Annotated in this window: 24 protein-coding genes and 1 riboswitch; of the genes, 15 read left to right on the top strand and 9 right to left on the bottom strand. The window is 75.0% G+C overall.

Annotated features, from left to right (window positions below):
- The first annotated feature begins 393 nt into the window (after positions 1–393).
- The 3 genes from IHE55_RS29705 to paaI all read left to right on the top strand — a co-directional run bounded on the left by IHE55_RS29705 (position 394) and on the right by paaI (position 3,907).
- Positions 394–1,755, top strand: a complete 1,362-nt coding sequence (locus IHE55_RS29705; RefSeq protein WP_197992502.1) for a bifunctional o-acetylhomoserine/o-acetylserine sulfhydrylase — start codon at positions 394–396, stop codon at positions 1,753–1,755.
- 26 nt (positions 1,756–1,781) lie between these two features.
- Positions 1,782–2,921, top strand: a complete 1,140-nt coding sequence (gene metX / locus IHE55_RS29700; protein WP_307826944.1) for a homoserine O-acetyltransferase MetX — start codon at positions 1,782–1,784, stop codon at positions 2,919–2,921.
- A gap of 554 nt (positions 2,922–3,475) precedes the next feature.
- Positions 3,476–3,907 carry a hydroxyphenylacetyl-CoA thioesterase PaaI gene (paaI, locus tag IHE55_RS29695; protein ID WP_197992501.1) on the top strand — a complete coding sequence of 144 codons (432 nt, stop codon included), beginning with the start codon at positions 3,476–3,478 and terminating at the stop codon, positions 3,905–3,907.
- A gap of 158 nt (positions 3,908–4,065) precedes the next feature.
- On the opposite strand, the gene IHE55_RS29690 is transcribed toward paaI, so the two are convergent.
- Positions 4,066–5,112, bottom strand: a complete 1,047-nt coding sequence (locus tag IHE55_RS29690) for a phosphotransferase family protein (protein ID WP_232266983.1) — start codon at positions 5,110–5,112, stop codon at positions 4,066–4,068.
- A gap of 241 nt (positions 5,113–5,353) precedes the next feature.
- Here IHE55_RS29690 and IHE55_RS29685 point away from each other — a divergent pair, with 241 nt between their 5' ends.
- Together IHE55_RS29685 and IHE55_RS29680 are read left to right on the top strand one after the other, a co-directional pair.
- Entirely contained in the window at positions 5,354–5,809 is a 456-nt protein-coding gene (locus tag IHE55_RS29685; protein ID WP_197992500.1) for a hypothetical protein, read from the top strand.
- Between the two features lie 165 nt (positions 5,810–5,974).
- Positions 5,975–6,883: a bifunctional helix-turn-helix transcriptional regulator/GNAT family N-acetyltransferase gene (locus IHE55_RS29680; RefSeq protein WP_197992499.1), complete on the top strand. Its 909-nt coding sequence runs from the start codon at positions 5,975–5,977 to the stop codon at positions 6,881–6,883.
- Between the two features lie 118 nt (positions 6,884–7,001).
- Here IHE55_RS29680 and IHE55_RS29675 read toward each other — a convergent pair whose 3' ends face one another.
- Together IHE55_RS29675 and IHE55_RS29670 are read right to left on the bottom strand one after the other, a co-directional pair.
- Positions 7,002–7,271 carry a hypothetical protein gene (locus IHE55_RS29675; RefSeq protein ID WP_197992626.1) on the bottom strand — a complete coding sequence of 90 codons (270 nt, stop codon included), beginning with the start codon at positions 7,269–7,271 and terminating at the stop codon, positions 7,002–7,004.
- A 347-nt stretch (positions 7,272–7,618) separates the two neighbouring features.
- Positions 7,619–7,792 (bottom strand): CsbD family protein, encoded by a 174-nt coding sequence (locus IHE55_RS29670; protein ID WP_197992612.1) that lies wholly within the window; start codon positions 7,790–7,792, stop codon positions 7,619–7,621.
- Positions 7,793–7,974: 182 nt separating this feature from the next.
- On the opposite strand from IHE55_RS29670, the gene IHE55_RS29665 reads away from it, so the two are divergent.
- Positions 7,975–8,145 (top strand): hydrophobic protein, encoded by a 171-nt coding sequence (locus IHE55_RS29665; protein ID WP_197992611.1) that lies wholly within the window; start codon positions 7,975–7,977, stop codon positions 8,143–8,145.
- A 324-nt stretch (positions 8,146–8,469) separates the two neighbouring features.
- On the top strand, positions 8,470–8,952 hold the full coding sequence (locus tag IHE55_RS29660; RefSeq protein ID WP_197992498.1) for a nucleoside deaminase: 483 nt from the start codon (positions 8,470–8,472) through the stop codon (positions 8,950–8,952).
- Between the two features lie 139 nt (positions 8,953–9,091).
- Here the strand turns inward: IHE55_RS29660 and IHE55_RS29655 are convergent, their stop codons facing one another.
- Entirely contained in the window at positions 9,092–9,634 is a 543-nt protein-coding gene (locus IHE55_RS29655; RefSeq protein WP_197992497.1) for a GNAT family N-acetyltransferase, read from the bottom strand.
- A 263-nt stretch (positions 9,635–9,897) separates the two neighbouring features.
- On the opposite strand from IHE55_RS29655, the gene IHE55_RS29650 reads away from it, so the two are divergent.
- The gene (locus IHE55_RS29650; protein ID WP_197992496.1) at positions 9,898–10,617 is read left to right on the top strand and encodes a S1 family peptidase; all 720 of its coding nucleotides are present in this window, start codon (positions 9,898–9,900) and stop codon (positions 10,615–10,617) included.
- A 403-nt stretch (positions 10,618–11,020) separates the two neighbouring features.
- Here IHE55_RS29650 and IHE55_RS29645 read toward each other — a convergent pair whose 3' ends face one another.
- Positions 11,021–11,494 (bottom strand): GNAT family N-acetyltransferase, encoded by a 474-nt coding sequence (locus IHE55_RS29645; protein WP_197992495.1) that lies wholly within the window; start codon positions 11,492–11,494, stop codon positions 11,021–11,023.
- 298 nt (positions 11,495–11,792) lie between these two features.
- Between IHE55_RS29645 and IHE55_RS29640 the strand changes: the two genes are divergently transcribed.
- Both IHE55_RS29640 and IHE55_RS29635 read left to right on the top strand, forming a co-directional pair.
- Positions 11,793–12,377: a TetR/AcrR family transcriptional regulator gene (locus tag IHE55_RS29640; RefSeq protein ID WP_197992494.1), complete on the top strand. Its 585-nt coding sequence runs from the start codon at positions 11,793–11,795 to the stop codon at positions 12,375–12,377.
- Positions 12,378–12,657: 280 nt separating this feature from the next.
- On the top strand, positions 12,658–13,551 hold the full coding sequence (locus IHE55_RS29635; RefSeq protein WP_197992493.1) for an NAD(P)-dependent oxidoreductase: 894 nt from the start codon (positions 12,658–12,660) through the stop codon (positions 13,549–13,551).
- Positions 13,552–13,678: 127 nt separating this feature from the next.
- Here the strand turns inward: IHE55_RS29635 and IHE55_RS29630 are convergent, their stop codons facing one another.
- Positions 13,679–14,365, bottom strand: coding sequence for a GNAT family N-acetyltransferase (locus IHE55_RS29630; RefSeq protein ID WP_197992492.1), 687 nt, complete (start codon positions 14,363–14,365; stop codon positions 13,679–13,681).
- Between the two features lie 85 nt (positions 14,366–14,450).
- Between IHE55_RS29630 and IHE55_RS29625 the strand changes: the two genes are divergently transcribed.
- Entirely contained in the window at positions 14,451–14,885 is a 435-nt protein-coding gene (locus IHE55_RS29625) for a protein-tyrosine phosphatase family protein (protein WP_197992491.1), read from the top strand.
- Between the two features lie 145 nt (positions 14,886–15,030).
- Here the strand turns inward: IHE55_RS29625 and IHE55_RS29620 are convergent, their stop codons facing one another.
- A complete protein-coding gene (locus tag IHE55_RS29620) occupies positions 15,031–16,521 on the bottom strand; it encodes a cellulase family glycosylhydrolase (RefSeq protein ID WP_197992490.1) in 1,491 nt (496 codons plus the stop codon).
- A gap of 390 nt (positions 16,522–16,911) precedes the next feature.
- Positions 16,912–18,384 (bottom strand): IS21-like element helper ATPase IstB, encoded by a 1,473-nt coding sequence (gene istB, locus IHE55_RS29615; RefSeq protein WP_197992489.1) that lies wholly within the window; start codon positions 18,382–18,384, stop codon positions 16,912–16,914.
- 1,003 nt (positions 18,385–19,387) lie between these two features.
- Between istB and IHE55_RS29610 the strand changes: the two genes are divergently transcribed.
- Positions 19,388–19,615, top strand: a complete 228-nt coding sequence (locus tag IHE55_RS29610; protein ID WP_197992488.1) for a DUF6458 family protein — start codon at positions 19,388–19,390, stop codon at positions 19,613–19,615.
- A gap of 229 nt (positions 19,616–19,844) precedes the next feature.
- On the opposite strand, the gene IHE55_RS29605 is transcribed toward IHE55_RS29610, so the two are convergent.
- Positions 19,845–20,834: a ferric reductase-like transmembrane domain-containing protein gene (locus IHE55_RS29605; protein ID WP_197992487.1), complete on the bottom strand. Its 990-nt coding sequence runs from the start codon at positions 20,832–20,834 to the stop codon at positions 19,845–19,847.
- A 213-nt stretch (positions 20,835–21,047) separates the two neighbouring features.
- Positions 21,048–21,292, top strand: a riboswitch (cobalamin riboswitch).
- A 124-nt stretch (positions 21,293–21,416) separates the two neighbouring features.
- Between IHE55_RS29605 and IHE55_RS29600 the strand changes: the two genes are divergently transcribed.
- From IHE55_RS29600 to IHE55_RS29590, 3 genes are read left to right on the top strand one after another with little or no spacing between them, the layout of a single operon-like run.
- Positions 21,417–22,280, top strand: a complete 864-nt coding sequence (locus IHE55_RS29600) for a GHMP family kinase ATP-binding protein (RefSeq protein ID WP_307826943.1) — start codon at positions 21,417–21,419, stop codon at positions 22,278–22,280.
- Entirely contained in the window at positions 22,277–23,299 is a 1,023-nt protein-coding gene (locus IHE55_RS29595) for a cysteine synthase family protein (protein ID WP_197992486.1), read from the top strand. Before IHE55_RS29600 ends, IHE55_RS29595 begins: the two co-directional genes overlap by 4 nt.
- Complete coding sequence (locus IHE55_RS29590; RefSeq protein ID WP_197992485.1) at positions 23,296–24,549, top strand: ATP-grasp domain-containing protein; 1,254 nt, start codon at positions 23,296–23,298, stop codon at positions 24,547–24,549. The genes IHE55_RS29595 and IHE55_RS29590 overlap by 4 nt, the downstream gene beginning before the upstream one ends.
- The last annotated feature ends 18 nt before the right edge of the window (positions 24,550–24,567 follow it).

Below are 24,567 nucleotides of genomic sequence, written 5' to 3'. Positions count from 1 at the left end.
CACCACGGGCCCACCGTGGGCCCGGCGCGGACCGGAACGGCGCGGACCGCGCCCCCGAACCGGCCCGGCACCTCCTCCGGCGGGCACGCGGGCCGGCGCCTCGCGGCCCCCTGCTCCGCCTCCCCCCTCCTCCTGCCCCGCGCGGCCCCCTGGCTTCCGGCCTCCGGCACCCGGCTCATGGCTCATGGCTCATGGCGGAAAGGTTCGCCCATCGGGCGGCTGTTCGAGGGTCTACGGGGATAGACATCGGCCACGTTGCACGGGCATTGCATGTTCGTGGCCGGGCCGTCCGCGCCCTGTCCAAGCGGCCCCGGCCTTCCCTAGCGTCCTGGAAAGGCGACCGGCGAGATTCGGCAACCGGCCGGTCCTTCTCCAGTGTGCGAGGTCAGTGATATGAGTCAGCCCATCGACGCGGCCACCGCGGGCCACACCCCCGACGACGCCTCCTCCGGCCCCGCGTCGGCCGCCTGGTCCTTCGAGACCCGGCAGATCCACGCCGGGGCCCGGCCCGACCCGGCGACCGGCTCCCGGGCGGTGCCGATCTACCAGACGACCTCGTTCGTGTTCGACGACACCAAGCACGCCGCGGACCTGTTCTCGCTGGCCCGCCCCGGCAACATCTACACCCGTCTGCACAACCCGACCCAGGACGTGCTGGAGCAGCGGCTCGCCGCCCTGGAGGGGGGCGTCGCCGCGGTGGCCGTGGCCTCCGGGCAGGCCGCCGAGACGCTGGCGATCCTGACGCTGGCGGGGGCCGGCGACCACATCGTCTCCAGCGCCTCGCTGTACGGCGGGACGTACAACCTCTTCCACCACACCCTGCCGCGACTGGGCATCGAGGTGTCCTTCGTGGACGACCCGGACGACGCCGCCGCCTGGCGTGCCGCGGTGCGCCCGAACACCAAGGCGTTCTTCGCGGAGACGCTGGGCAACCCGCGCGGCAACGTGCTGGACGTGCGGGCGGTCGCCGACGCGGCGCACGAGGCCGGGGTGCCGCTGATCGCCGACAACACCGTGCCCACGCCGTACCTGCTGCGGCCGATCGAGCACGGCGCGGACATCGTGGTGCACTCGGCGACCAAGTTCCTCGGCGGGCACGGCACCACGCTCGGCGGAGTGGTGGTCGACGGCGGTACGTTCGACTTCGGGGCGCACCCCGACCGGTTCCCGGACTTCAGCGCGCCGGACCCCAGCTACCACGGGCTGCGCTACTGGCCGGACCTGGGCGCGGGGGCGTACGCCGTCAAGCTCCGGGTCCAGCTGCTGCGGGACATCGGCCCGGCGCTCGCGCCGCACTCGGCGTTCCTGCTCCTGCAGGGCGTCGAGACGCTGAGCCTGCGGCTGGAGCGGCACACCTCCAACGCCCTGGCGCTGGCCCGCTGGCTGGAGAGCCGGGACGAGGTCGCGGCGGTGCACTACGCGGGTCTGGAGTCCAGCCCGTGGCACGAGGCCGCGAACCGCTACCTGCCGCGTGGTGCCGGCGCGGTGCTCTCCTTCGAGCTGCGGGACGGGGTCGAGGCGGGCAAGCGCTTCGTGGACGCGGTGGAGCTCTTCAGCCACCTGGCCAACATCGGCGACGTACGCAGCCTCATCATCCACCCGGCGTCCACCACCCACAGCCAGCTGACCCCGGAACAGCTCGCGGCGACCGGCACCGCCCCGGGGCTGGTGCGGCTGTCGGTGGGGCTGGAGCACGTGGAGGACCTCAAGGCCGACCTGGAGACCGGGTTCCGCGCGGCGAAGGGCGCGTCCTGAGCACGACGACCGCCGACCGTCCGGGGGTGCTCCCTCCCGCCAGCGGTGGCTGGCGGGAGGGGGACCCGGCGGGCGGCCGGCGCTGGACCGGGCCGGCCGGGCCGCTGCCGCTGGAGTCCGGCGGCACGCTGCCCGGCTTCCGGCTGGCCTACGAGACCTGGGGCCGGCTCGCCCCGGACGCCTCGAACGCGGTGCTGGTGCTGCACGCGCTGACCGGGGACAGTCATCTGGCCGGTCCCGCCGGTCCCGGTCATCCCACGCCCGGGTGGTGGGACGCGCTGGTCGGTCCGGGCCGGCCGCTCGACACCCGCCGGTGGTTCGTCGTCGCGCCGAACGTGCTGGGTGGCTGCCAGGGCAGCACCGGTCCCGCGTCGCCCGGCCCGGACGGCCGGCCGTGGGGCCCCGGTTTCCCGGCCCTCACCCCGCGGGACCAGGTGGCCGCCGAGGCGCACCTCGCCGACACCCTGGGCGTCTCCCGGTGGGCGGCGGTCATCGGCGGGTCCATGGGCGGGATGCGGGCCCTGGAGTGGGCCGTCGGCCATCCGGAGCGCACCGGAGCGCTGCTGGTGCTGGCCTGCCCGGCCGCCTCGTCCGCCGAGCAGATCGCCTGGACCTCCGTCCAGGCGGCCGCGATCCGTGCCGACCCCAACTGGCGCGGCGGCCGGTACCACGACGCGGGGCCGGGGGGTGGCCCGCACCGTGGCCTGGGGCTGGCACGGCGCATCGCGCACGTGACGTACCGCAGTGAGCAGGAGCTGGCCACCCGCTTCCACCGGCGGGAGCAGCCGCGGGAGCAGCCGGCCGGCACGGCGGACGGGGAGGTCCGCTTCGCCGTCGAGTCCTACCTCGACCACCATGCCGACAAGCTGGTCCGGCGCTTCGACGCGGGCAGTTACGTCGCCCTCGGCGAGGCGATGAACGCCCATGACGTCGGCCGGGGCCGGGGCGGCGTCCGCGCCGCGCTGGCCCGCGCGCACATGCCCGCGATCGTCGCCGGCGTGGACTCCGACCGTCTCTACCCGCTCCACCAGCAGGAGGAGCTCGCCGCCGGACTGCCCGGCGCCGACCGGTTGCGGATCATCCACTCCGCTGCCGGGCACGACGGTTTCCTCACCGAGACGGAACAGGTCGGGGCCCTGGTCACCGAACTGCTGGCCCGGGGATGACCGCGGTCCCGTCCCTGCCAGGGGCCGGCGGGGGACGCGACCGGGGGGGCTCACCGGGCCCGTCCGCACCCCGGGTGAGCCCGGCGCCGTCCGAGCGCGCCCCGCCCGGGACGGCTTGAGACCCGGGCGGACGCGTTCGGACGGCTCGGTACCCGGGCGGACGCGCTCTGCCGGCGCCGCGACGCGTCGTGACGGCCCGTCCCCCGCGTACGTGTCGTGCGCCGCCCCGCACCGGCCCCGGGACGAGCCGTGGGCCGCCGCCGCTCGCAGGAGGCGGCGGGCGTCAGGGGGACGCGGCCGGCGCCCCCGTGGGACGGGAGCGAGCGGTGGGCCGGGCGCGGCTCGGTGGGGTGCGGCCGTTGCCGCGGCTTGGCACGGCCTCCCCGCCGACGAAGAGGGCGCATCGAAGACGGGGCCGGACACCACCGGTGAGCGGCTCGGCGGCCGCCCGCGTCCCCCTTGACAGTCCGCGGGCCGACCGGGTTGGTTGGAGCGCGACACGCACGTACCGAATATTCGGTCGGCCGGGAGAGGGTGGACAGGTGGCGCGGGCCATGGAGACGACGCCGGACCCCGTCGTGCGGATGCTCGACGAGGACGAGGCGTCCCGGCGGCTGGGCATCGAGCTCCTGGACCACGGCCCGGGGACTTCGGTGCTCCGCATGACGGTCACTTCCGCGATGGTCAACGGGCACCGCATCGCCCACGGCGGCTACCTCTTCCTCTTCGCCGACACCGCCTTCGCCTGCGCCTGCAACAGCCACGGGCCGGTGACCGTCGCGGCCGGGGCCGACATCGACTTCGTGACGCCCGCGTACGAGGGTGACGTGCTGGTGGCGACGGCCCGGGAACGCACCAGGTTCGGGCGCAGCGGCATCTACGACGTGACGGTGGTCCGCGGGGACACGGTGATCGCCGAGTTCCGCGGGCGCAGCCGCACCGTCCGCGCCCCCGGGCGGCAGCCGTCGCCCCCGCCGGCGGACTGAGCAGCCGTCACCTCCCCCGGGGGCCGAGCGGGCCGTCAGCCCCGGCGGCGGCCCGCCACGGCCGCCCTCCCACGCCCCCGCATCGGCACCGGAGCCGGCACCGGCGCAACGGCGGCGTGCACCGTCCGCTGCCGGGCGGTACCTGACCCGGCGGCCGGTCAGGTCCGGCCCTGGAATACGGCGTTGCGGCGCAGCTGCCCGGCACACCACCGGAAGTGCCCGTCGCGGTCGTCCCGGCCGAACAGGTCGTAGGTGGTGAGGGCGTAGGCGGCCTGGTACGCGGCGAGGGTGGCGGGCGCGTACCCGAACTCGCCGGCGACGAGCCGGGTGAGCTCCGCGGCGTGCTCCTCGGCGTACGGGCCGTACATGTCCCACACGGACGCGGCGACGGCGGCCTCGAAGGCCGGGTCGCCCGCGGTGGTGAAGAAGCCCAGGTCCAGGACGGCGACGGGCCGGCCGGCCGCGTCGGTGTGGAGGTTGGGCGGCACGAGGTCGCCGTGGACGGCGGTGACCGGGGCGTCGGGCAGCGACCGCAGCGCGTCCAGGGTGCGTCGCACCCCCGGGCCGAAGCCGGGTACGTACCCGGCCAGGTCGGTGCCGTGCCGGTCCACGGCCCGGACCACCAGGGCCGCGAGCGCGTCCTGGAAGCGGTCGTGGTCCCGCCACAGCGGGCGGTCGTCCCCCTGGACGGTCAGCCGGCGCATGGCGTCGGTGCCTGGCACGGCGGCGAGGCCGCGCAGCACGGCGAGCAGCGCGTCGCGGTCGCGGGCGGGGATCCCGCGCCCGTAGGGCTGGTGCGCGGAGTCGCCCCGGACCGGGGCGCCGGGCAGCTCCCGCTCGTACGTCACCAGGACGCCCCGGTGCTGCGTGATCTCTAGGATCTCCGGGGTGGCGAACGGCAGCCGGTGCCGGGCGAGGTCGGCGTACACCGCACGGAGGAGTTCCGGGCCGCCCGGCGGCCGGCCGTGCCAGACCTTGGCGACCCGGCCGCCGCCCAGCCGGTAGACGACGCCCTCGACGCCGGCGCCGATCAGGCGGGCCCCCGGGTACCCCTGGGCGGCGAAGTGCCCGGGCCACGGATCGGCGGCCGGCGGCGCGTCCGCGACCGGCGCGGCCGCCTCCGCGTCCGAGGTGCTCTTCCCCGCGTCCGGGGTGGCCTCCGCGCCGTCCCGTGCGGTCTCCTCCATGTCCGGGGTGATCTCCATCCCCGCATTACACCAGCGGCGGCACGGGTCCGACCAGGTGATTCATCCGGCTCCGCCGGCAGGCCGGCGGGCCCGTCGGGCCGCCCGGTCCTCTCCGGCTCAGCACCAGGGCGGGCCCGCCGACCGGGAAGAGGGTCCGGGCCGGAGGCGGGTGGCCGCGGGCCGCACTCCGGGACCTCCAGGAGCGGCAGCCCGGTACCCGGTCGCCACGGATGCGCTCCGGTGCGGCATGATCCCGGACATGAGCCACCCGCGTCTGCCGAGCACCGAGGCCGCCGTCGCCGCCGTCCACGAGGTCGCGCGCGAGTTCGGCCGGGAGCTCTCCACCAGTCACTCGATCGGCACGGACCAGGTCTCCCGCCGTCTCGCGGCCGGCGCGTTCACGGTCCTCGACCCGGACGGTTCGCTGCCGCACGAGGCGTACATCGAGCTCACGGGCTCGCCGGCGGTCTCGGTGTGGCTCCATCCGGAGGGCGACGCACGGATCACCGTGGCCGAGGTGGACTTCGAGGACGTCCCCCGGGACGCGGTCCCGGCGTTCCTGCGATCGGTCTACGGCGGGGCCGCCTATGTGAAGGAACGCGCCTTCCCGCCGTCCCGGACCTTGATCGTCCCCCTGCCCGGGGGCGAGACCTACCGGGAACCGGTCCTGCTCCACTCGCTCGGCCCGTGGCTGGGCGGAATCGTCCGGGGGTAGCCCCCGGCGGTCACCACCCGGCGGTACGCGGCGGCGCGGGTGTCCGACGGTACGGCCGGGGCCTTGCCGCACGGGAACCCTGTGGCCCGGCGGTGCACCTCGAACGGCACGTCGGGACGGGTCCGCCTCTGTACCTCCCCCGACTTCTCTGACTAAAGTCAGCGAATGGACGCAGCGCACATCGAACAGGTACGGCGGTTCAACCGCACCGTCACGGAGCGCGTGGGGGTGCTCCACGACCACTACCTCGGCCGCGACCGGCCCATCGGCGAGGCGCGCCTGCTGTGGGAGATCGGCGAGCAGGGGCGTGATGTCCGCGGGCTGCGGGAGCGGCTCGGGCTCGACTCGGGGTACGTCAGCCGCCTGCTGCGCTCACTGGAGACCGCGGGGCTGGTGACGGTCGAGCCGTGCCCGGGGGACCGGCGGGTGCGTACGGTGCGGCTCACCGACGCCGGCCGCGCGGAACGGGCCACGCTGGACCGGCGCAGCGACGCGTTGGCCGGGTCACTGCTCCGGCCCCTCAACGCGGCCCAGCGCGAACGCCTGGTCGCGGCGATGACCGAGGTGGACCGGCTGCTGACCGCCGCGACGGTGGCGGTGGACGCCGTCGATCCCGATCACGAGGACGCCCAGCGCTGTCTGCGGTCGTACTTCGCCGAGATGGAGAAGTGTTTCGAGACCGGTTTCGACCCCGCCCGGAGTCTCCTCCCCGACGTGGGCGGCCTCCGTGCGCCGCGCGGGCTGTTCCTGGTCGCCCGGCTGCACGGCGAGCCGGTCGGCTGCGCCGGCCTGAAGCTGCCGCCCGGCGGCGCGGCCGAGATCAAGCGCATGTGGGTGGCGCCCCACGCCCGGGGGCTGGGTCTGGGCCGCCGCTTCCTGGCCGAACTGGAGGAGCGGGCGGTCCGGCACGGCTGCGAGGTGCTGCGCCTGGACACCAACAAGGCGCTCACGGCGGCGATCGGCCTCTACCACTCCGCCGGCTTCCGGGAAGTGGCGCCCTTCAACGACGAACCGTATGCCCACCACTGGTTCGAGAAGCGGCTCGGCCGCCCGGAGCCGGAAGCGGACCGGTAACCCCGCGCGGGCGGTGATCCCCGGCGGGCGGCGGTGAGGGAGGCCGGTCGGCGCGTCGCGGCCCGTGCGGAGGGGGGCCGGCACCGTGGTGCCGGCCCCCCTCCGCACGGGCCGCGGGTCAGGCGGCGTGCCGTTCCCCGCCGTCGGCAGCGGCGCGCCCGCGCGCCCCGTCGGCCCGTGCTTCGGCGGTCCGGGCCCCGGCCGCCCGGCCGGCTTCGGCCGGGGAGCCGTCGTCGGGGCCGGTGTCGCGGACCAGCCGCAGGTGGCGGCGGTGACGGGCCGGTTCCCTCCGGCCCGGAGGACTTCCGAGCATGCGTTCCTCATAGCGCCCCAGCGCGAGCATCAGGGTGAGCAGCAGCGGGGGCAGCAGCAGGGCGAGAGCGGACATGCTCGGCTCCTTCCGGCGAGCGCGGTTGTGATGCGCCTCACCCCGAGCGCCGGGCGCAAACATATGTTCCCGATTGCCGGTTTCCGGCAGGTCCGCCCGCTCGGTCCGCCCGCTCCTCCGTCGTGGCCCCGACGACGGCGCCCCCGCCGTTTCCCCGCCCGGCGCGGTCCCGGTGCCGTGCTCCGGCCCCGGGCGCCGTCCGCCGAGGGTCGCGGCGCCGGGGCGGCACGGCACCACAGGTCGTACCCCGCCGACGGGCCGGCGGGGTACGACCGCGGCCGGTGGACGGACACGGCGCAGGGCCCGCCGATGACGGCGGGCCCTGGGTGCGAGGCGGACCTCCGGCATCAGGAGCGGAAGGTGTCCTTGGCCTTCTCCTTCGTCTGGCGGGCATTGCCCCGGGCCTTCTCGCCACGGCCCTCGGCCTCCAGCCGCTCGTTCCCCGCCGCGCGGCCGGCGGCCTCCTTCGCCTTGCCCTTGGCCTGCTCCGCTGCTGCCTTCGCCTTCTCACCGGCGGCCACGGTCATCACATCCTCACTGATCGACGTCAGGTGGTACGCCGTCCGGATTTCCGTCCGGTGCCGGTTCAAACCTCCGGGGGCGGGCGCCGGTATTCCGGAGGGGCGGAGCAGAAAAATTCTTTCGCCGTGAGGTGTCTGGACAAGCGCGAGCGGGGCACACGGAGCGTCGGAGGTTGATACACATGATTCCCCTGCTGATAGCTCTTCTGCTCGCGCTCGTTCTTTTCGGTGCCGGCTTCGCACTGAAGGCCCTGTGGTGGGTCGCGCTCGTGGTGATCGTCCTGTGGGTGCTGGGCTTCTTCATCCGCCCGGCGGGCACGGGCGGGCGCAGGGGCCGCTGGTACCGCTGGTAGGCCGACCGGCCGCCGTGCGCGGGGCCGCGGATCCGGGACACCGGTTCCGCGGCCCCGCGCCGTACCCACTTCCGAAGACTTTCCGTGAATCCCCGCCCGAACACCCGGCGGGCGGCGTTCGCCGGGAATAGCCGCGGGTTTGCCGAGTTTTCCCGGCGACCCCCGAACGGCCCGGGCCCGGGAAAGGCATTCCGCTGGAATACCCCGGCCGTGGGCACCGTGTGCGGTGCGGAATCCCGGGGCGGTCGACCGCCCCGGGATTCCGCACCGCGCACGTCGTAGGGTGGCCCTCGAAGATCACGACTGAGGAGGGCCGGTACGGTCATGGTGAACGACGAGGACATGCGGCACCTGCGGCGGTGCGTGGAGCTGGCGGCCGAGGCGCTGGCGGCGGGGGACGAGCCGTTCGGGTCCCTCCTCGTGGACGGCGCCGGCACGGTCCGGGCCGAGGACCGCAACCGGGTGGCGTCCGGTGACCGTACACGCCATCCGGAGTTCGCGCTGGCCCGCTGGGCGGCGGACCACCTGACGCCCCAGGAGCGTGCGGCGGCGACGGTCTACACCTCCGGCGAGCACTGCCCGATGTGCGCCGCGGCCCACGGCTGGGTGGGGCTGGGACGCATCGTGTACGCGGCGTCCTCCCGGCAGCTGACCGCGTGGCTGGAGGAATGGGGGGTGCCTGCCGCGCCGGTGCGGCCCCTCCCGGTGCAGGAGATCGCTCCCGGCGTGATCGTGGAGGGCCCGGTCGCGGGGCCGGCCGAAGAGGTGCGCGCCCTGCACCGGCGCTTCCACGGCCGGGAAGCCTGACCGCCCTCGGGCCCGACGGCCGTCGGGCCCGGCCCACCGGCCCACCGGCAGGCCGGTGGAGCCGGTGGACGGCGGTCCGCCTCTCACCCGCCCGCGGCGGTGTACCGGCCCCACCGCCCTCCGGACGTCGCCGGTCGGGTCAGCGCCGGTGGTCCTCACGGCGCAGGCGGTACAGCACGCTGCGGCGCAGCGGCCCGGGCGGAACGGTCGGGTCGTCGAAGTCGTCCGCCGGGTCGTGGCTCATGCCCAGCCGGCGCATCACGGCCCGGGAACGGGTGTTGCCGACCGCCGTCACCGCGAGGATCTCCGGGAGTTCCAGGGAGTCGAAGCCGAAGTCGAGGACGGCCCGGGCGGCTTCGGTGGCGTAGCCGTGTCCCCACGCCGAGCGGGCCAGCCGCCAGCCGGCCTCCACGCCGGTGAACGGCATCTCGTCATCCACCGGGTCCAGTCCCGTGAAGCCGATGAACTCACCCGTGGCCCGGACCTCGACCGCCCACCACCCCCAGCCCCGGCGTTCCAGGTCGGCCTGGAAGGCGCGCGCGGACGCCTCGCTCCGCTCGGCGGTGAGGACCTCGGGGAAGTGGGCTCGGACCTCGGGGTCGGCGTTCAGGGCGGCCCAGGGAGCCAGGTCGCTCTCCCGCCACTCGCGCAGCACCAGGCGCGTCGTCGTCAGTTGGGGCATCGGGCCAACCTAGCCCGGCCAGGGAACGCGGCGCCATCGAATAGCGTGCGGCCGGGGCGGGGGACGCGGAGGCCTGAGGCGTGGAGCCGGGGCGGGGGGCGACCGGGGGCGTGGGGGCCGGGGGCTGCCGGGGCGCACCGGGTTCCATAACACGGGGTTAGGACCTGATTCGGAGGTACCGGTGCCGGTGCGGGCGGGCGTAGGAATTCCTCGTCACTCCCCCACCGCGCGAGGCGATCGCGTGTCTTCGGAAAGAGGGAACCTTGCGTATACCCAAGCTGATCACCGCGCTGGCTGCCGCGCTGATCTCCCTGCTCGCGCTCTCCCCCGCCGCGTCGGCCGACAGCCGGCCTGCTCCCAGAAGTGATGTCGGCCCGTACATCATCGGTGGCAGCTACGCGCAGAACGCCCCGTGGGCCGCGCGGCTGTTCTCCAACGGCCGGCAGACGTGTTCGGCCACGATCATCGCCCCCACCTGGATCCTCACCGCCAAGCACTGCGTCAGCGGCGGCGGTCTGTCGTTCCGGATCGGCAGCCTCGACCAGACCAGCGGCGGCACCACGGCCAACGGCGCCCAGACCTACACCCACTCCGCGTCGGACCTGGCGCTGGTCCGCCTGGACCGCTCGGTGTCGGCCACCTACGCCCGGCTGGGCCAGCCCGGGTCGGTCAGCGTGGGTCAGACCGTGCAGGTCTACGGCTGGGGCGCCACGTCCCAGTGCGGTTCCGAGGCCAACTGCCAGTCGCAGTACCTGAAGGTGGCCAACGTCTCGGTGACCGGCGGCTGCCGGGACGCGTACTCGGGTTCGGCGATCTGCGCCCGGCGCGGTGACGGCATCACGGCCGGCGGCGACTCGGGCGGCCCGATGATGGCGAACGGCGTCCAGGTCGGCGTCGCCTCCACCAGCGACCGGCAGACCACCACCGCGTACACCAACGTGACCGCCTACCGCTCGTGGATCCAGTCCATCGCGGGCGTGTGATCCCCGGCTGAACTGCCCGCCGCACGCTCTCCCCGGCCTGCGGCCCGGCGTGGGGCCGCTCCGTCCGGCGACGGAGCGGCCCCGTTCCGGCTTTCGCCACCCCGGTTCCCGGCGGCGGGGACCGCCGTGGCCGGCGGTGGTGACCGCCCCCGCCTGCGGGGGCCGGGCGATGAGGCCGGGCGGGGCACGGGTCCGCGTGCCCCGCACGGTCACGGCCGTCGTCCGTCCGGCGGCACGACGGACGATCCGGCGGGGCGGCGGGACGGAACGGTGGGGCGGGCGGACAGGGCCGCCCACCCCACCGTCCTCACCCCGTCGTGAACCGGGCCGGCCTCGTCCCACCGCCACCACCACGCCGCCGGGGCGGGCGGCCCCGCTCCCCCGCGCCTCGCCCGCTGTGCCGTCAGCTCGCCCGAGCGCCGTCCGCGTCGAGCACCAGCATGATGTGCTTTTGATCGCCGTGCCGTTCCGTTCCGGCGCGACGGAAGCCGGCGCGCTCCAGCAGCCGCACCGAGCCGGTGTTCGCCGCGTGGGGGTCGGCGTGGAGCGGACGCACCCGCTCCAGCTCCAGGAAGAGGGCCAGGGCCCGGGTTCCGACACCCCTCCCCCAGTACCGCCGGCCGAGCCAGTATCCGATGAAGCGCCGGTCCCCCATCCACCAGGAGACGACGTTGCCGGCCGTCTCGCCGTCCACGGACACGGCCCGCACCAGCACACCGGGGTCACCCAGCACCTTGGTGGCCCAGTGCGTCATGAAGGTCTCCCGGTCACGGGGCGGGAAGTGCGACCGCCGCACCGCCTCCGGGTCGTGCTCCTGCTCGAAGAAGGTCTCCAGGTCGTCCGGTTCCACGGGCCGCAGCCGCACATCGTCGCTCATGCCGGCGAGTGTGTCAGCCGGGTCCGACATCGGCCCCAGCCCGTTGCCCCGGCGGGCCGGTGGCGCGGGTGCCCGGAGCACCGGCGCGGCATCCCCGCCGTAGCGCCCGCGCCTCGCCAGGGGCCCCCGGGGCGGCCCCGCGCCACCGTGCCCGGGACGGTGCGCCGGCGGCTGCCGCAAGGCCGGTCCGTCGGCGCGCCGGAGCAACCGGAACCGCCACAGCAACAGCCACAGCCACAGCCACAGCCACAGCCACCATATTTGACTGATCGTTTCAGTAAGGACTACCGTCCGGACTGTGGCCAGGACCAAGGAATTCGATCCGGACGCCGCGCTGCAGGCAGCTCTCGAACTGTTCTGGCGCCGCGGCTACGAGGCGACGTCGATGGCGGATCTCGTCGAGCACCTGGGCATCGGCCGGGCGAGCATCTACGCCACCTTCGGCAGCAAGCACCGGCTCTACCTCGCGGCGCTGGACCACTACATCGGCTCGGGCGGCCCGCGTCTGCTGGCCGAGCTGTCCCGGCCGGGCCCGGCGCTGCCGGGGGTACGGGCCGTGGTGCGGCGGTTCGCGGCGGAGGCCACCACCGAGGAGGACCGGCTGATGGGGTGTTTCGTGACCAACACGGCCGCCGAGCTGGCCCCGCGTGACCCGGCCGCGGCCCGGCGGGTCGAGCTGAACTGGGACCGGCTGGAGACTCTGCTGCACTCCGCGCTGGTGCGGGCGCAGGCCCAGGGCGAGCTGCCGGCGGGGCGCGACCCGCGGGCGCTCGCCCGGATGCTGCTCGTGCTGCTCCAGGGCATGCGGGTGGTCGGCAAGGCGTCCGAGGACCCCGGCCGCGTGCTGGACGCGGCCGAACAGGCCCTGGCCCTGCTGGACTGATCCGGCGCGCGCCGCCCCCGCACCGGCCGCGACGGGTGCCGGCCCACGCATCGGGTGCGGCGCGCCGACCCGGACGGCGCCCTCGTCGGCCTCACCTCATAACAGACCGATCGATCAAAAAAGCAGACCGATGACGCGGCCGCCGGGCGGGGCCGGAGCGCCGTCCCCGCGCCGGCCCTCCGCCGTGATCTGCTGCGTCTCCCCGCCCGCGGTGCGGTGCGGAACCCCAGGCTCCGCCGTTGTGGCGGAGGCTTTCGTCAACAACCCATGGAGGATCGACATGACCGAGACGGTGTCCGAGACGGTGTCCGGCGGATCCCGGCAGCGGCGGGTGGCGGTGCTGGGCACCGGCATCATCGGTGCGCCGGTGGCGGTGAACCTGAGCGGGAGTTTCGCGGTGCGGGTGTGGAACCGTACGCGGGCCAAGGCGGACGCGCTCGCCGCGGCCGGAGGCATCGAGGCCGTCGGCACGCCCGCGGAGGCCGTCACCGGCGCCGATGTGGTCGTGACCGTCCTCAAGGACGGCGCGGCCGTGCTGGAGGCGATGGAGGCCGCGGCCGCGGCGCTGTCCCCCGGGACGGTGTGGGTGCAGCTGAGCACCGTGGGCGTCACCGCCGCCGATGAGCTGATGGGCCTCGCCGAGCGGCACGGTCTGGTGTACTTCGACGCTCCGGTCCTGGGCACCCGTCAACCCGCCGAACAGGGCAAGCTGGTGGTGCTCGCCTCCGGCCCCGTGACGGGCCGGGAGGCGGCCCAGCGGGTGTTCGACGTGATCGGGGGCCGGACCGTGTGGGTCGCCGAGGAGCCGGGGGCCGGGAGCCGGCTGAAGCTGGCGCTGAACACCCTGGTCCTGGCGCTGACGCACGGCACGGCGGAGAGTCTGGCCGTGGCGAAGGCGCTGGGGGTGGACCCGGCCCTGGTGGTGGAGGTGGTCAGCGGCGGCCCGCTGGACAGCGGGTACTTCCGCACGAAGGCGTCGGCGATGCTCGGCGACGACTACACGACCAACTTCTCCCTCAGCAACGCGGCGAAGGACGCTCAGCTGGTGGTGGACGCCGCCGAACAGGCGGGCATCACCGTGGACGGGGTGGCCGCCGGGCTCCGCCGGTCGCTGCGGGCCATCGAGGCCGGGCACGGCGACAAGGACATGGCCGCCTCCTACCTGGCGGGCTGACGGCGGGCGCCGGTCCGGTGGCTGCGCCCGCCCGCCGGACCGGCGCGGCCGTCCTGGCGTGCCGGACGGCAGCGGGTGACCCGGGGCGGACGGCGGGCACGGTGGCGGTACGCCGCCGCGCCCGCCGTCAACAGCCCCGCGCACGCGGGGCGCCCGACACACCGCCGGTGCCGCTCCGGCCGGTGCCGGGGTCCGGGTGCCCGGGCACCCGGCCGGACGGCCGGCGGGCGGGGGCGCCGACGGCGGGCCCGGCGGGACCGCCGGCCGCGGGCGACGCCGGCCGGTCCAGGCGCCAGATGACGTCGATGCCGCAGCAGGCCGGAGCCACGGGTTGCTCCGCCCGCTCCCGCCGGACCTCGGTGAACCCCAGCCGGCGCGGAACGGCACCGCTGGAGGTGTTGGCCAGATCGTGCCTGATCTCCAGGTACTCCACGCCCGGCAGGGTGAACATCTCGGTGATCAGCGCCGCCACCGCGGTGGTGGCGATGCCCCGGCCGGTGGCGGCGGGGTGCAGCCAGTACCCCAGTCCCCAGCCCCGGGGGTCGGCCCCGCGGTAGGTCTGGCACATGCCGACGAGCCTGCCGTCCCTGCCGACGGCGTAGTTGAACGTCTCGCCGCTCGCCCACTTCTCCTCGGACGTCGCCAGGAACTCCCGGGTGCTCTCCTCGCCGTGGCCGGCGGCCCACGGCATCCAGGGGCTGAGGTGATCCACGGACTCCTCGATCAGCCGGAACGCCAGGGCGAAGTCGCTCCGGCCCCGCCAGCGCCGCAGAACGAGGTCCCCGCACTCGATGATCTGACTCGGTCGGTCCATGCCGGCCATGGTGGGTTTCCGGACCGGGTCACGGCAACGGCCCGGACGGCCCCGGGAACTCGGCGATATTGCCTAGGGTGTTCACATGAGCGAAAGCTGGAGTTCAACCGCGGCCGGGGTGATCCGCTTCCCCTCCGGAGCCATGATCCGCGGCCGGGGCCTGCGCCACCCCCTCCCGTCCGGGCCCGTACCCTCGTTCGCGGTCCATCTGCTGGGCAAGCGCCCGCCGGTGACGGAGTGGGAGTCCCGCTGGCTGCGCTGGCCGGACTTCCTGCTGCCCAAGGACCGTGCGGAGGCCCGGAGTCTGTTCCGGGAGGCGCTGCGGCGGGCCGCCCACGAGCGGGTCGAGGTGGCGTGCGGCGGTGGGCGGGGGCGGACCGGGACGGCGCTGGCGTGCATCGCCGTCCTCGACGGGGTTCCGCCGGACGAGGCGGTGGCGTACGTACGGCGGCACTACAGCCCCCGTGCGGTGGAGACGCCCTGGCAGCGCCGTTTCGTGGCGCGCTTCGGCGAGGAGTGACCGCCCCGGCCACGGGGCCGGCGTGAGGTCCGGCCGCGGACGCCCGGTGCCACCTCCCGCGCCGCTCCGCGGGTAGCCGCCGGGCGGTCCCGTGGGCGGTCACGGCACCGGACCCGCGGAGCCCCGGCACCGGGCCCGCGGGTGGTCACCGGGCGGTCGCCGTCACGCGGACCTCGGCCCCGGGGCGCGCGCCGGGGAACAGCAGGTGCGCCCGTCCCGCGGCGGTGCGGATCACTGCCGGTCCCCCTCCGGAGGTGCTAAGTTCGGCGCCGCGCGGGAAGGCCGTGACGGGCAGGGTGACCGTGGTCCAGGCGTGGCGGGTGGTCCGGCCGGCGGTGAAGGTCAGGGTGTAGGTACCGGTGGCCGCGTCGTGGTGTTCGGCGCCGGGTGTCCCGGCCACCGCGGGCGCGTACGGGGCGAAGGCCGGTTCCTTGCCGGGCGCCGGGGTGCCGTCCGCGTCGTGCGCGCAGTAGCCCCCGCCGTCCGGGGCCCGGCAGTCGTACCACATGGCCCAGCCCGCGGCGAAGCCGTTCATGGAGGCGACCTGGCGGCGGATCAGCTCGGCGTTGCCGGGGGTGGTGGCCTTCGGTGGGCCCCACTCCCCGACCAGCACCGGCAGCCGGTGGGCGGTGGGGTAGCCGGTGACGGCGGCTTCGTAGTTCTCCACGAAGCCGCCGGCGGGGTCCCAGTCGGCGCCGGACTCCACGGCGGTGTCGTAGTAGTGCGGCGCGTAGCCCAGCCGGTCGGGGCCCCGGCGGGGGTCGGTGAAGCGGGGCAGCTCGGTGGGCACGCCCTGCCCGACCAGTACGGTGGGTTCGACGAACAGCCACGCGTCCGGGTCCTCGGCCCGGACGGCACCGATCAGCCTCCGGTACATCGCGGCGAGCCGTCCGCGTTCGAGTTCGGCCGCGGCGGCGATCTGGTTCCCGGGATCCAGCGGATCACCCGCGATCGGGCCGAAAGGCTCGTTGAACAGGTCGTAGCCCAGCAGCGAGCGGTGACCACGCAGGGCCGCGGCGACCTCGGCGTAGACCCTGGTCTGGGCGGCCCGCAGATCGGGGTCGTCGTAGAGGTGACGGAAGGCGGCCTGGACGGCCGGCTGGAAGTAGCCGGCGAACCAGTCGTCGGGGTCGGGCTCGAACGGCAGTCCGTCGGTGCGGGTGGCCCAGGCGGGGATGCCGTTGCTCCCGAACGCCGGCCCGTACACGTCCTGGTGCCAGTCGACGAGGACCAGCATCCGGTGGCGGTCGGCCCAGTCCAGCACCCGGTCCAGGTAGCGCAGGTAGCCGGTGTCGTAGTGGCCGCGCCGGGGTTCGACGCGCTCCCACTGGATGTTGAGCCGGAGCAGGGTGAATCCGGCCCGGGCGGCGTGGGCCACCCGTTCCTCGGTCACCGTGTCGGTCTTGCCGAGGTTCAGGCCGCGCGGGCGCAGCACGCGGCCCGACCGGTCGGTGAAGTGGGTGCGTCCGTCGGCGGACGTGACGGTGGCCACCGGAACGGGCCAGGCCGCCTCCGCCGCCGGTGGGCCCGGCGGGGACGTCCCGGCCGCCACCGCCCGCGCCGCGGCGGGGCCGGGGGTGGCGGCCAGCAGGCCGAGGGCGAGGATGAGTGCCGCGGCGGCACGGCGCAGGCGCATGACAGCCTCCCGGTCCCGGTCGGATGACCCCCGGCAGCCGACGATCCAGCGCCCGCGGGCCGGACGCAAGGGGTCGGCACGGACAATGTTGAACGAGTGTCATCTTTCGGCCGGACGTCGTCCGCCCCGCGGTGGGCCCGTCGCACGGGCCGCCGTCCGTCGTGTGGCCCGCCGTGTGACCGCCCCGTCGTGTGACCCGTCGTACGGGCTGGTGCCCGGCTCGGCGGAGACCCGGACGGAACCGGTGTGCCGGTGCGCGGTACGGGACGCCGGCCCGCGGGCGGATCCCTCGCCGGGTGTCGGCCCGGCGTGGCCGAGCGGCCGCCACCCGGCGCGGGACCGCGACCGGCGGCGCCGGCGGTCGGCGACCGGCGGCCGCGGTACCGGCGGTCAGCGGTCACGCGTGTCCGTGGCGCCCTTGTCGCGCCCTTCGCGGCGCCGGGTGCGGTAGCTCTCGCCCTCGAAGCCGATGATCTCGGCGTGGTGGGCCAGGCGGTCCACCATGGCGGAGGTGACGGTGTCGTCCCCGAAGAACTCCGGCCAGCGCTCCAGGGGCTTGTCGGTGGTGACGACGACGGAGGCCCGCTCGTAGCGGTGCGAGACGAGCCGGAAGAACAGGTGGGACGCCCGGGCGTCGAGCGGGAGGTAGCCGACCTCGTCGATGACGAGCAGCGGGTAATCGTCCAGCCGGGCCAGCTCCTCCGTCAGTCGCCCGGCCGCCTCGGCGTCGGCCAGCCGGGCGGCCCACTCGGCCGCGCCGGCGAACAGCACGCCGTGTCCCGCCTGGCAGGCCCGGATGCCGAGCGCCGTCGCCAGATGCGTCTTGCCGGTGCCGGGCGGGCCGACCAGGACCAGGTTCTCCCCGCCGGTGATGAACTCCAGCTTCCCCAGGCGGGCGACGGTCTCCCAGTCGAGCGGGGTCCGGGGGCCGCAGTCGAACTCCTCCAGCGTCCTGGCGGAGGGGAAGCCGGCGGCGCGGACCCGGCGCTGTGCCCCCGACGCCTCGGCCCCCGACGTGTCATGGGCGGCGGCACTCCCTCCGGACGCGGGAGCTCCGGTGACGGGTCCCGCCGGCACGGAGGGCGCGGAGAGGGCGGGGGCCAGGAGGCCGGGGGCGGGGAGGGCGGACGTATGCCCGGCGGGCGCCGCGGCGGGACCGGGCAGTCCGGCCACGGTAGGCGCCGTGAACTCCTCCGGGGCGGCCCGCTCGGCGGCGGTACGCCGCTCCGCGGTCTGCTGGGGCGGGATCAGCGAGGCGATGCTCTCGCCGTGCGAGGGGCCGCGGCCGCCGTAGCCGCCGTGGGACCGGTAGGCGCGCACCGCCTCCATGGGGCCGGACATGTAGGCGAGGATCGCGGCGGAGACGATGAACGCCATGTGGATCACCGTTCCCCACAGCAGGGAGTGCTCGGAGGTGTGGTCGACGTCCACGAACATCTGGAGCAGGTGGACCGAGGAGATGCCCACGATGGCGGTGGCGAGCTTGACCTTCAGCACGTTGGAGTTGACGTGCGACAGCCATTCCGGCTGGTCGCGGTGGCCCTGGAGTCCGATCCGGGAGACGAAGGTCTCGTAGCCGCCGACGATGACCATGATCAGCAGGTTGGCGATCATCACCACGTCCACCAGCTTGAGGACCGCGAGCATCACGTGCGTCTCGTCGGCCTGGCCGCTGACGATGTGCTGGATCAGGCGCCACAGCTCGTTGAAGAACTTGTAGACGTACACCCCCTGGGCGGCCACCAGGCCGAAGTACAGCGGGGCCTGGAGCCAGCGGGTGGCGAAGAGCGCGTATCCGAGCGAGGGAGCCGCGTAGCTCCTGACGTCCGGCTTCGGCGACGGGGACGTGACATGACCGGGCAACGGCGTCTCCAGGAAGGCGTGACAGCGGACGAGCCCGGCCGACCCGGCGAAGGACCGGCCGACGCCCGGCTCATTGTCGGGGCCCCCGGACGGCCGGTCCGGCTTCCCTCACCCTCCCGGTGTAATCCGAGCCCTTCATGACCATCCGACCGTCAGGTCGGCGAGCGCGGCGCCGGCCACTCGCCCGGGCAGCTACACGGCGTTCAACTCGCTTGGATGGCACGGGACTTGGTCCGTGTGCGATCAGGGCTCCGCACCTCCCTCGGCACCGGTCGCAAGGACGGATACACCCGAATGACGTAGGCGACGGCCCGGAGGATGACAGAGGTACCGCGTCGGCGCCGACTCCAGGGCGAGGGGGACACCTCGGCCTTCCGGCGGGCCGGCCACACCCGCCCGCCGAGCGACCCCGGTCACCGGCCGGCACCCGCCCGGCAGGCCGCCCCGGGACCCGCCGGCACCGGACGGCACCCCGCCGGCCCGCGCCGCCCGCCGGCCCCGGGGCGGGCTTGCCCCGCGCCCCCGTAGCCCCCGCCGTCCCCGGCGAGGACGGTCACGGCCGTCGCAGGACCGGTGTGCCCGCCGGATCCGCCGGCGCCCTACCATGTGCCGGCGGACACCGACCGCGCATCCCGTCACCCCAGAATCTCCCGGGAGGCCGTATGGCGCCGACGCTCCTGGCACACGCCGGGCACCGGCCCGACTACCCGCCCAAGACCCCGCCCCCGCCGAAGAAGCCGCCGAGCCCCTTCCCGCCGGACCCCCGGTCGGCCGTGGCCCGGCCCACACGGGCGGGCACGCCGCTCCCGTCCCGCCGCACCGGCCGGCCGCGTCCCCGTACGGTCCGGACGCCGGCGCCCTGACACGGGGGCCGGCCGCCCGGCCCCCGGCGTACCGCGGATGTCCGGCGGGTCGGTTCCTCCGCCCTGATTGCCGGATTCAAGGGCGGGTAGCCGAGCAAGGACCAGCCCGGAACAGCCGAGTAACTACGGAGGCATGACTCATGGGCATGGGCGGATGCATTGCCATGATCGCCGTCGGGGCGATCCTGACGTTCGCGGTGGACGTGGACCTGAACGGGGTCAACACCCCCCTGGTGGGGCTGATCCTGATGGGTGTGGGTGTCCTGGGCCTGACCGCTTACATCAGCATTTTCAAGCGGCGGCGCACCCAGGCACCGTCGCCGGCCGCACCGGTCGTCGAGGAGCGGCACCACTACGACCGTATCTGATGGAACACTGCTGCCCCTGTGCCCGGCGGGCAGGGCGGCGGCACCGTGCGGCGGCGCCCGGACCGTCGGACCCGCCAGGGCCGGAGCGCCGGCCGGCGCACGTCACCGGTCGCTCCCGCCGCCGGCCGCAAGGAGCCCGGCACACACGCCCGCTTCGCCGGTTACCGGGGCGACGACAGCCGGTCGGCCGCCCCCGGCCCCCATCGGGGCACGGTCAGGCGGCCGCGGATCATTCGGCCTCGGGGGCGTGCGGGCTCGTCGCGGGTGGGTCGGCCGGGCGTTCCCGGCCGCCGTCGTGGCCGGAGGACACCACGACCACCAGGGCCACCACCACGGCCCCGGCCGCCACCCGGCCGGCGGTCCGCACGGCCCGGCCCGGCAGTGACCCGGCGCCGCGCCGTCCCGGTGCGCCCAGCCGTTCGGACCGTCGGGCGGGCCACAGCAGCCGGGCCAGCAGCAGCACCGCGACCGGGAGTTGCAGCAGCCACAGCACGGTGCGCGGCCACTCCCCGTACCAGACGTTGGTGCCGTAGAGCAGGGTGTGCCACACGCTCAGCACGTAGACGACGATGACGAGGCGGTGCAGCCGCCGCCAGGTGTTCGCGCCGATGCGGTGCCGGACGTAGAACAGCAGCCCCAGCGGGATGGCCAGATACAGAGCGCCCAGCCCGAGGGGGATGGCGATGCGGCCGGTGCCGGAGTCGTACCAGCCGGGCACGAAGGCGTCCGCGAAGCCCGCCCACAGCCGTTCGGCCCACGCCAGCCCGGTCTCGTAGCGCACGAGTTCCGCGGCGAACATCAGCGCGTGCGCGAACATCAGGGCCATCGTGGTCAGGCTCGTGGTGCGGTGCCAGCGCTCCAGGACCTGACGGGACACCGGCAGCCGGGCGGGGCGCGGCCCCGACAGCAGCAGGCCGAGCACGACCGTGCCCCACGCCCACAGCAGGCCCGACCAGCCGAACGCCTGACTGAGGAGGTACATCCAGTAGGTGCCGGCGTCGTCCATGAACGGCATGACCGCGACCGTCGCCGAGTCGCCCGACTCCACGCGGGCGTACAGGAGCGCGAAGACGGCCGCCGTGACCAGTACGGCGGCGCTCGCGTCGGGGACCGCCGCCCGCAGGTCGGCGCGGAGGGCGCCCCGGTCGGTCGGGCGCCCGTCACGGGCGGGTGGCGGGGTCGCCGTACCGTCGTCCCCCGGCGTCGTCTCTGGCAGCATCCTGGGCCTTCCGGGGTGCGGTGCATCGAGGGAGGTGTGCAGGTGACGTCGGCGTCCCAGTGTGGCGGGAGTGGCGGGGAATACCGAGGCCACATTCGGCCAGAGTGGCGGCCGGGACCGCTGGGGCGTCTCCCGGCCCCCGGTGCCGGCCCCTGACCGATCGCATCCGGACAACTGGCGCCACGCCCCTGCCGCCGCGGCGCGGGCCACCCTACGCTGATGCCCGCAGTCGGTTCGCGCCTGCTGTCCCACGGGGCACGGACGGCGCGACGCAAGAGGGAACCCGGTGGGAATCCGGGACTGTCCCGCAGCGGTGAGTGGGAACGAAAGCCGTCAACAGCACTGGGCCCGCGTGAAGTGGGGGCCGGGGAAGCGACGGCCGGTAGGTGCCACCGGTGACCGGTGTCCCCGGAGGGTGAGCCCACGAGTCCGAAGACCTGCCACTGCGCCCGTACGACGATGTGCGGGCCGTGCACGGTGACCTCGCGGACTGGGTCGGCGGTACGGAAGGGACTGCCGCGGGCCGCCGCGCGGTGCCTCCTCCCCGCCCGCATTCCAGGACGCGGACGGGAGGAGGGGTTCGTGACCGGCCGCACCGTCTCCGGCGTCTGCCACGGCACCCTGGGCGAGCTGTACCAGGGCCCGTTGCGGGCCGGCCCCGATCCGGACATCGCCGTGGTGTCCTTCCCGGTGGACCTCCACTCCTGGGTGCACTTCACCCTGGGGGCGGGCCCGCCGGCCCCGCTGCCCCCGGGCGAGAAGTCCGCGGCGGCGGCCCGGCTCTTCCTGGAGCACTACGGGCTCACGATGCCGCCGGGCCGCTGGAGCACCCACTCCGAACTGCGGGTCGGGGTCGGGATGGCGAGCTCCACCGCGGACATCGTGGCGACCCTGCGCTGCCTGTTCCGGCTCTTCGACCTGCGGTACGACCCGGACGTGGTCATCGGCGTCCTGGCATCGATCGAGCGGGCCGACAGCGTCTTCCTGGACGAGTTCGCCCTGTACCTCAGCGGCCGGCACCGGGTGGTGCGGCGACTGGGCGCGGACCTGCGCTTCCACACCGCTCACGTCACCGAGCCCGGGGCGGTGGACACCGCCGCCGTCACCGGCCGGCTGCTGGCGCACTACCGGCGGCACGGGGAAGAGTACGAGCGGTGCCTGACCGACCTGCTGAAGGGCTTCGCCTCCGGCGACGCGGCCGCCGTGGCGCGGGCGGCCACCGCCAGTGCCGCCCTGTCCCAGAGCGTGCTGCCCAAGGCGACGTTCGACAGCCTGCTCGCGCACCGGGAGCGGTTCGGGGCCGACGGCGTCTTCGTCGCCCACACCGGCTGCCTGATCGGCTACCTCTTCCCCGGCCGCCTCGGCGCCGACCTGAAATCCGAACTGTCCGCCTTCTTCCATTCGCTCGGCCACCAGTGTTCCTTCGCCCAAGGAGGCTACGGGTGATCCACCCCCACATCACCGACGCCTTGAAGGTCCCCGATCTCGTCCGGCTCACCGACGGCCTCGTCCTGCTCCGGTTCGAGTCGATGAAGATCTACTCCGCCCTCGCCGCCGTCCGCCACCTCCTGGAGCGCGGCACGATACGCCCGGGACAGACCCTGATCGACAGCTCCAGCGGCATCTACGCCTATGCCCTGGCGCTGGCCTGCCACCGCTACGGGATGCGGTGCCACATCGTGGCGTCGGCCACCGTGGACGCCACCACCCGCGCCCAGCTGGAGATCCTCGGTGCCACCGTGGAGCAGGTCAGCCCGTCGCGGGACCTCAAGCTGGACCAGGAGCTGCGGGTGCGGCGGGTGCGGGAGGTTCTCGCCGGCCACCCCGACCGGCACTGGATGCGCCAGTACCACGACGACGTCCACTACCTCGGCTACCACGAGGTCGCCGACCGGATCTCGGCCACGCTGCCCACCGCCGGGCTGACCGTCGTCGGCGGGGTGGGCTCCGGAGCCTCCACGGGCGGCCTGGTGGAACGCCTGCGCGCCACCGACCCCTCGGTGCGGCTGGTCGGCGTCCAGCCCTTCGGCAGCGTCACCTTCGGCAGCCAGGACCACCACGACCCGGAGGCGATCATCGCCGGCATCGGGTCCTCGATCGTCTTCGACAACGTCCGCCACCACCTCTACGACGCGGTGCACTGGCTGGACTTCGGCCACGCCATGTCCGGCACCGTCGCCCTGCTGCGCGACCACGCCGTCTTCGCCGGGCTGTCCACCGGGGCCGGCTACCTGGCCGCGACCTACGAGGCGCGCCGCCATCCCGACCGGCTGCACCTGGTGATCGGTGCCGACACCGGGCACCGCTACGTCGAGCGCGTCTTCGCCCGCCACGCCGAGGCCCTGGATCCCGCCGCGCTGAAACCGGCCGAGGTCCGCGCCCCCGAGGAGATGTCCATGCCCTGGTCCAGGATGGCGTGGCGGCGCACCGGCCGCCCGGCCGACGGGAAGGTGCGAGCGGCATGAGCGTCGTCAGCCTGGAGTCACTCACCTTCGGCCTGGGCCACCTGGTGCGCGCCGCCGACGCGCTCGGCGAACGGCTGGTGCTGCTCACCCGCGACCCCTCCTGGTACGCCTACGAGCTGGGGCGGCTCCCGGCGGACGCCCTCGACGTCGTGGAGACCGACACCTTCGACGTCGCGGGGCTCACGGAACTGCTGCGCCGGGCTCCGGGCCCGCGCGGTCTGATCAGCTCGACCGACACCTGGACGGAGGTCGGCGCCGATCTCGCGGAACGGCTGGGACTGCCCGGGCTCGATCCGGCGGTGCTGCGGCTGACCCGGGACAAGGCGGCCGTCCGCAACCGCCTGCGGGACGCCGGTCTGACGCGCGGGCGGGCCGTCGGGATCTCCGGGCGCGGCGATGTGGCGCCGCTCGTCGAACAGGTCGGTCTGCCCGCCGTGGTGAAGGACACGGCGGGCACCGGGAGCCAGAACGTGTGGCTGGTCCGCGACGAGGCGGAACTGCGGAGCGCGCTGGACGAGGCGGCCGGGCGGACGCTGCGCGGCCGGCTGTTCGCGGAACCGTACTTCAGCGGTCCGGTGTACAGCGCCGAGACCCTCAGCTGGGCCGGCCGCACCCGGCTGCTGGGCGTCTCCAGCCGGCTGATGTCACCGGAGCCGTACTTCCGGGAGGAGATCACCGCGTTCCCGGTGGCGTTCCCCGAGGCACGGCGGGCGCTGCTGGAGCGGTGGCTCGGCGAGGTGCTCGCGGCGATCGGCTACACCGACCGGTTCGCGCACGTGGAGTTCGTGCTGACCACCGGCGGCCCGGAGGTCGTCGAGATCAACCCCCGGATCGGCGGCGCCCTGGTGGGCGAGGGCATGTGCCGGGCGCTGGGGGTCAACGTCTACGAGGCGGTGGTCGAGGCGGCGCTGGGCCGCCGTCCCCGTCTGATGGACGCGGACCTGCCCGGCGGCCCGGCCGTCGCCTTCGTCCTGGGCTACCCGGCCGCGCCCGGGGTGTTCACCGGCGTCGCCGGGCTGGACCGGCTGGCGGACATGCCGGGGTCGCCCGCCTGGTACCCGGTCAGGTCGGTCGGCGACCCCGTCGAGCACCTGGCCGACAGCCGCGGTTACGCCGGCATCGTCCACGCGGAGGCCGAGACCGCCGAACTGGCCACGCACCACGCGGTGGCCGCGGCCAACGCGCTGACGGTGCTCACCGAGCCGTTCCCGCCCCGGGGCGCCGCCGGCGGCGAGGCGTCCGGTGGCTGAGGGCACGGCGGGCGCGGC

Source organism: Streptomyces pactum (genome assembly GCF_016031615.1).
In the GTDB taxonomy this organism is placed as follows: Bacteria; Actinomycetota; Actinomycetes; order Streptomycetales; family Streptomycetaceae; genus Streptomyces; species Streptomyces pactus.
The sequence above is the reverse complement of the archived record's forward strand: the minus strand, read 5'-3'. Positions and strand labels throughout refer to the sequence as shown.

Excerpts from the sequence above, each read along its gene's own strand:
- IHE55_RS29605 (WP_197992487.1), bottom strand. The coding sequence starts at position 20,834 with ATGCTGCCAGAGACGACGCCGGGGGACGACGGTACGGCGACCCCGCCA.
- IHE55_RS29690 (WP_232266983.1), bottom strand. The coding sequence starts at position 5,112 with ATGGAGATCACCCCGGACATGGAGGAGACCGCACGGGACGGCGCGGAG.
- IHE55_RS29630 (WP_197992492.1), bottom strand. The coding sequence starts at position 14,365 with ATGGACCGACCGAGTCAGATCATCGAGTGCGGGGACCTCGTTCTGCGG.
- IHE55_RS29680 (WP_197992499.1), top strand. The coding sequence starts at position 5,975 with ATGGACGCAGCGCACATCGAACAGGTACGGCGGTTCAACCGCACCGTC.
- IHE55_RS29645 (WP_197992495.1), bottom strand. The coding sequence starts at position 11,494 with ATGAGCGACGATGTGCGGCTGCGGCCCGTGGAACCGGACGACCTGGAG.
- IHE55_RS29620 (WP_197992490.1), bottom strand. The coding sequence starts at position 16,521 with ATGCGCCTGCGCCGTGCCGCCGCGGCACTCATCCTCGCCCTCGGCCTG.
- IHE55_RS29705 (WP_197992502.1), top strand. The coding sequence starts at position 394 with ATGAGTCAGCCCATCGACGCGGCCACCGCGGGCCACACCCCCGACGAC.
- IHE55_RS29625 (WP_197992491.1), top strand. The coding sequence starts at position 14,451 with ATGAGCGAAAGCTGGAGTTCAACCGCGGCCGGGGTGATCCGCTTCCCC.
- IHE55_RS29655 (WP_197992497.1), bottom strand. The coding sequence starts at position 9,634 with ATGCCCCAACTGACGACGACGCGCCTGGTGCTGCGCGAGTGGCGGGAG.
- paaI (WP_197992501.1), top strand. The coding sequence starts at position 3,476 with ATGGAGACGACGCCGGACCCCGTCGTGCGGATGCTCGACGAGGACGAG.
- IHE55_RS29590 (WP_197992485.1), top strand. The coding sequence starts at position 23,296 with ATGAGCGTCGTCAGCCTGGAGTCACTCACCTTCGGCCTGGGCCACCTG.
- IHE55_RS29660 (WP_197992498.1), top strand. The coding sequence starts at position 8,470 with ATGGTGAACGACGAGGACATGCGGCACCTGCGGCGGTGCGTGGAGCTG.
- IHE55_RS29635 (WP_197992493.1), top strand. The coding sequence starts at position 12,658 with ATGACCGAGACGGTGTCCGAGACGGTGTCCGGCGGATCCCGGCAGCGG.
- IHE55_RS29665 (WP_197992611.1), top strand. The coding sequence starts at position 7,975 with ATGATTCCCCTGCTGATAGCTCTTCTGCTCGCGCTCGTTCTTTTCGGT.
- IHE55_RS29675 (WP_197992626.1), bottom strand. The coding sequence starts at position 7,271 with ATGTCCGCTCTCGCCCTGCTGCTGCCCCCGCTGCTGCTCACCCTGATG.
- IHE55_RS29685 (WP_197992500.1), top strand. The coding sequence starts at position 5,354 with ATGAGCCACCCGCGTCTGCCGAGCACCGAGGCCGCCGTCGCCGCCGTC.
- IHE55_RS29610 (WP_197992488.1), top strand. The coding sequence starts at position 19,388 with ATGGGCATGGGCGGATGCATTGCCATGATCGCCGTCGGGGCGATCCTG.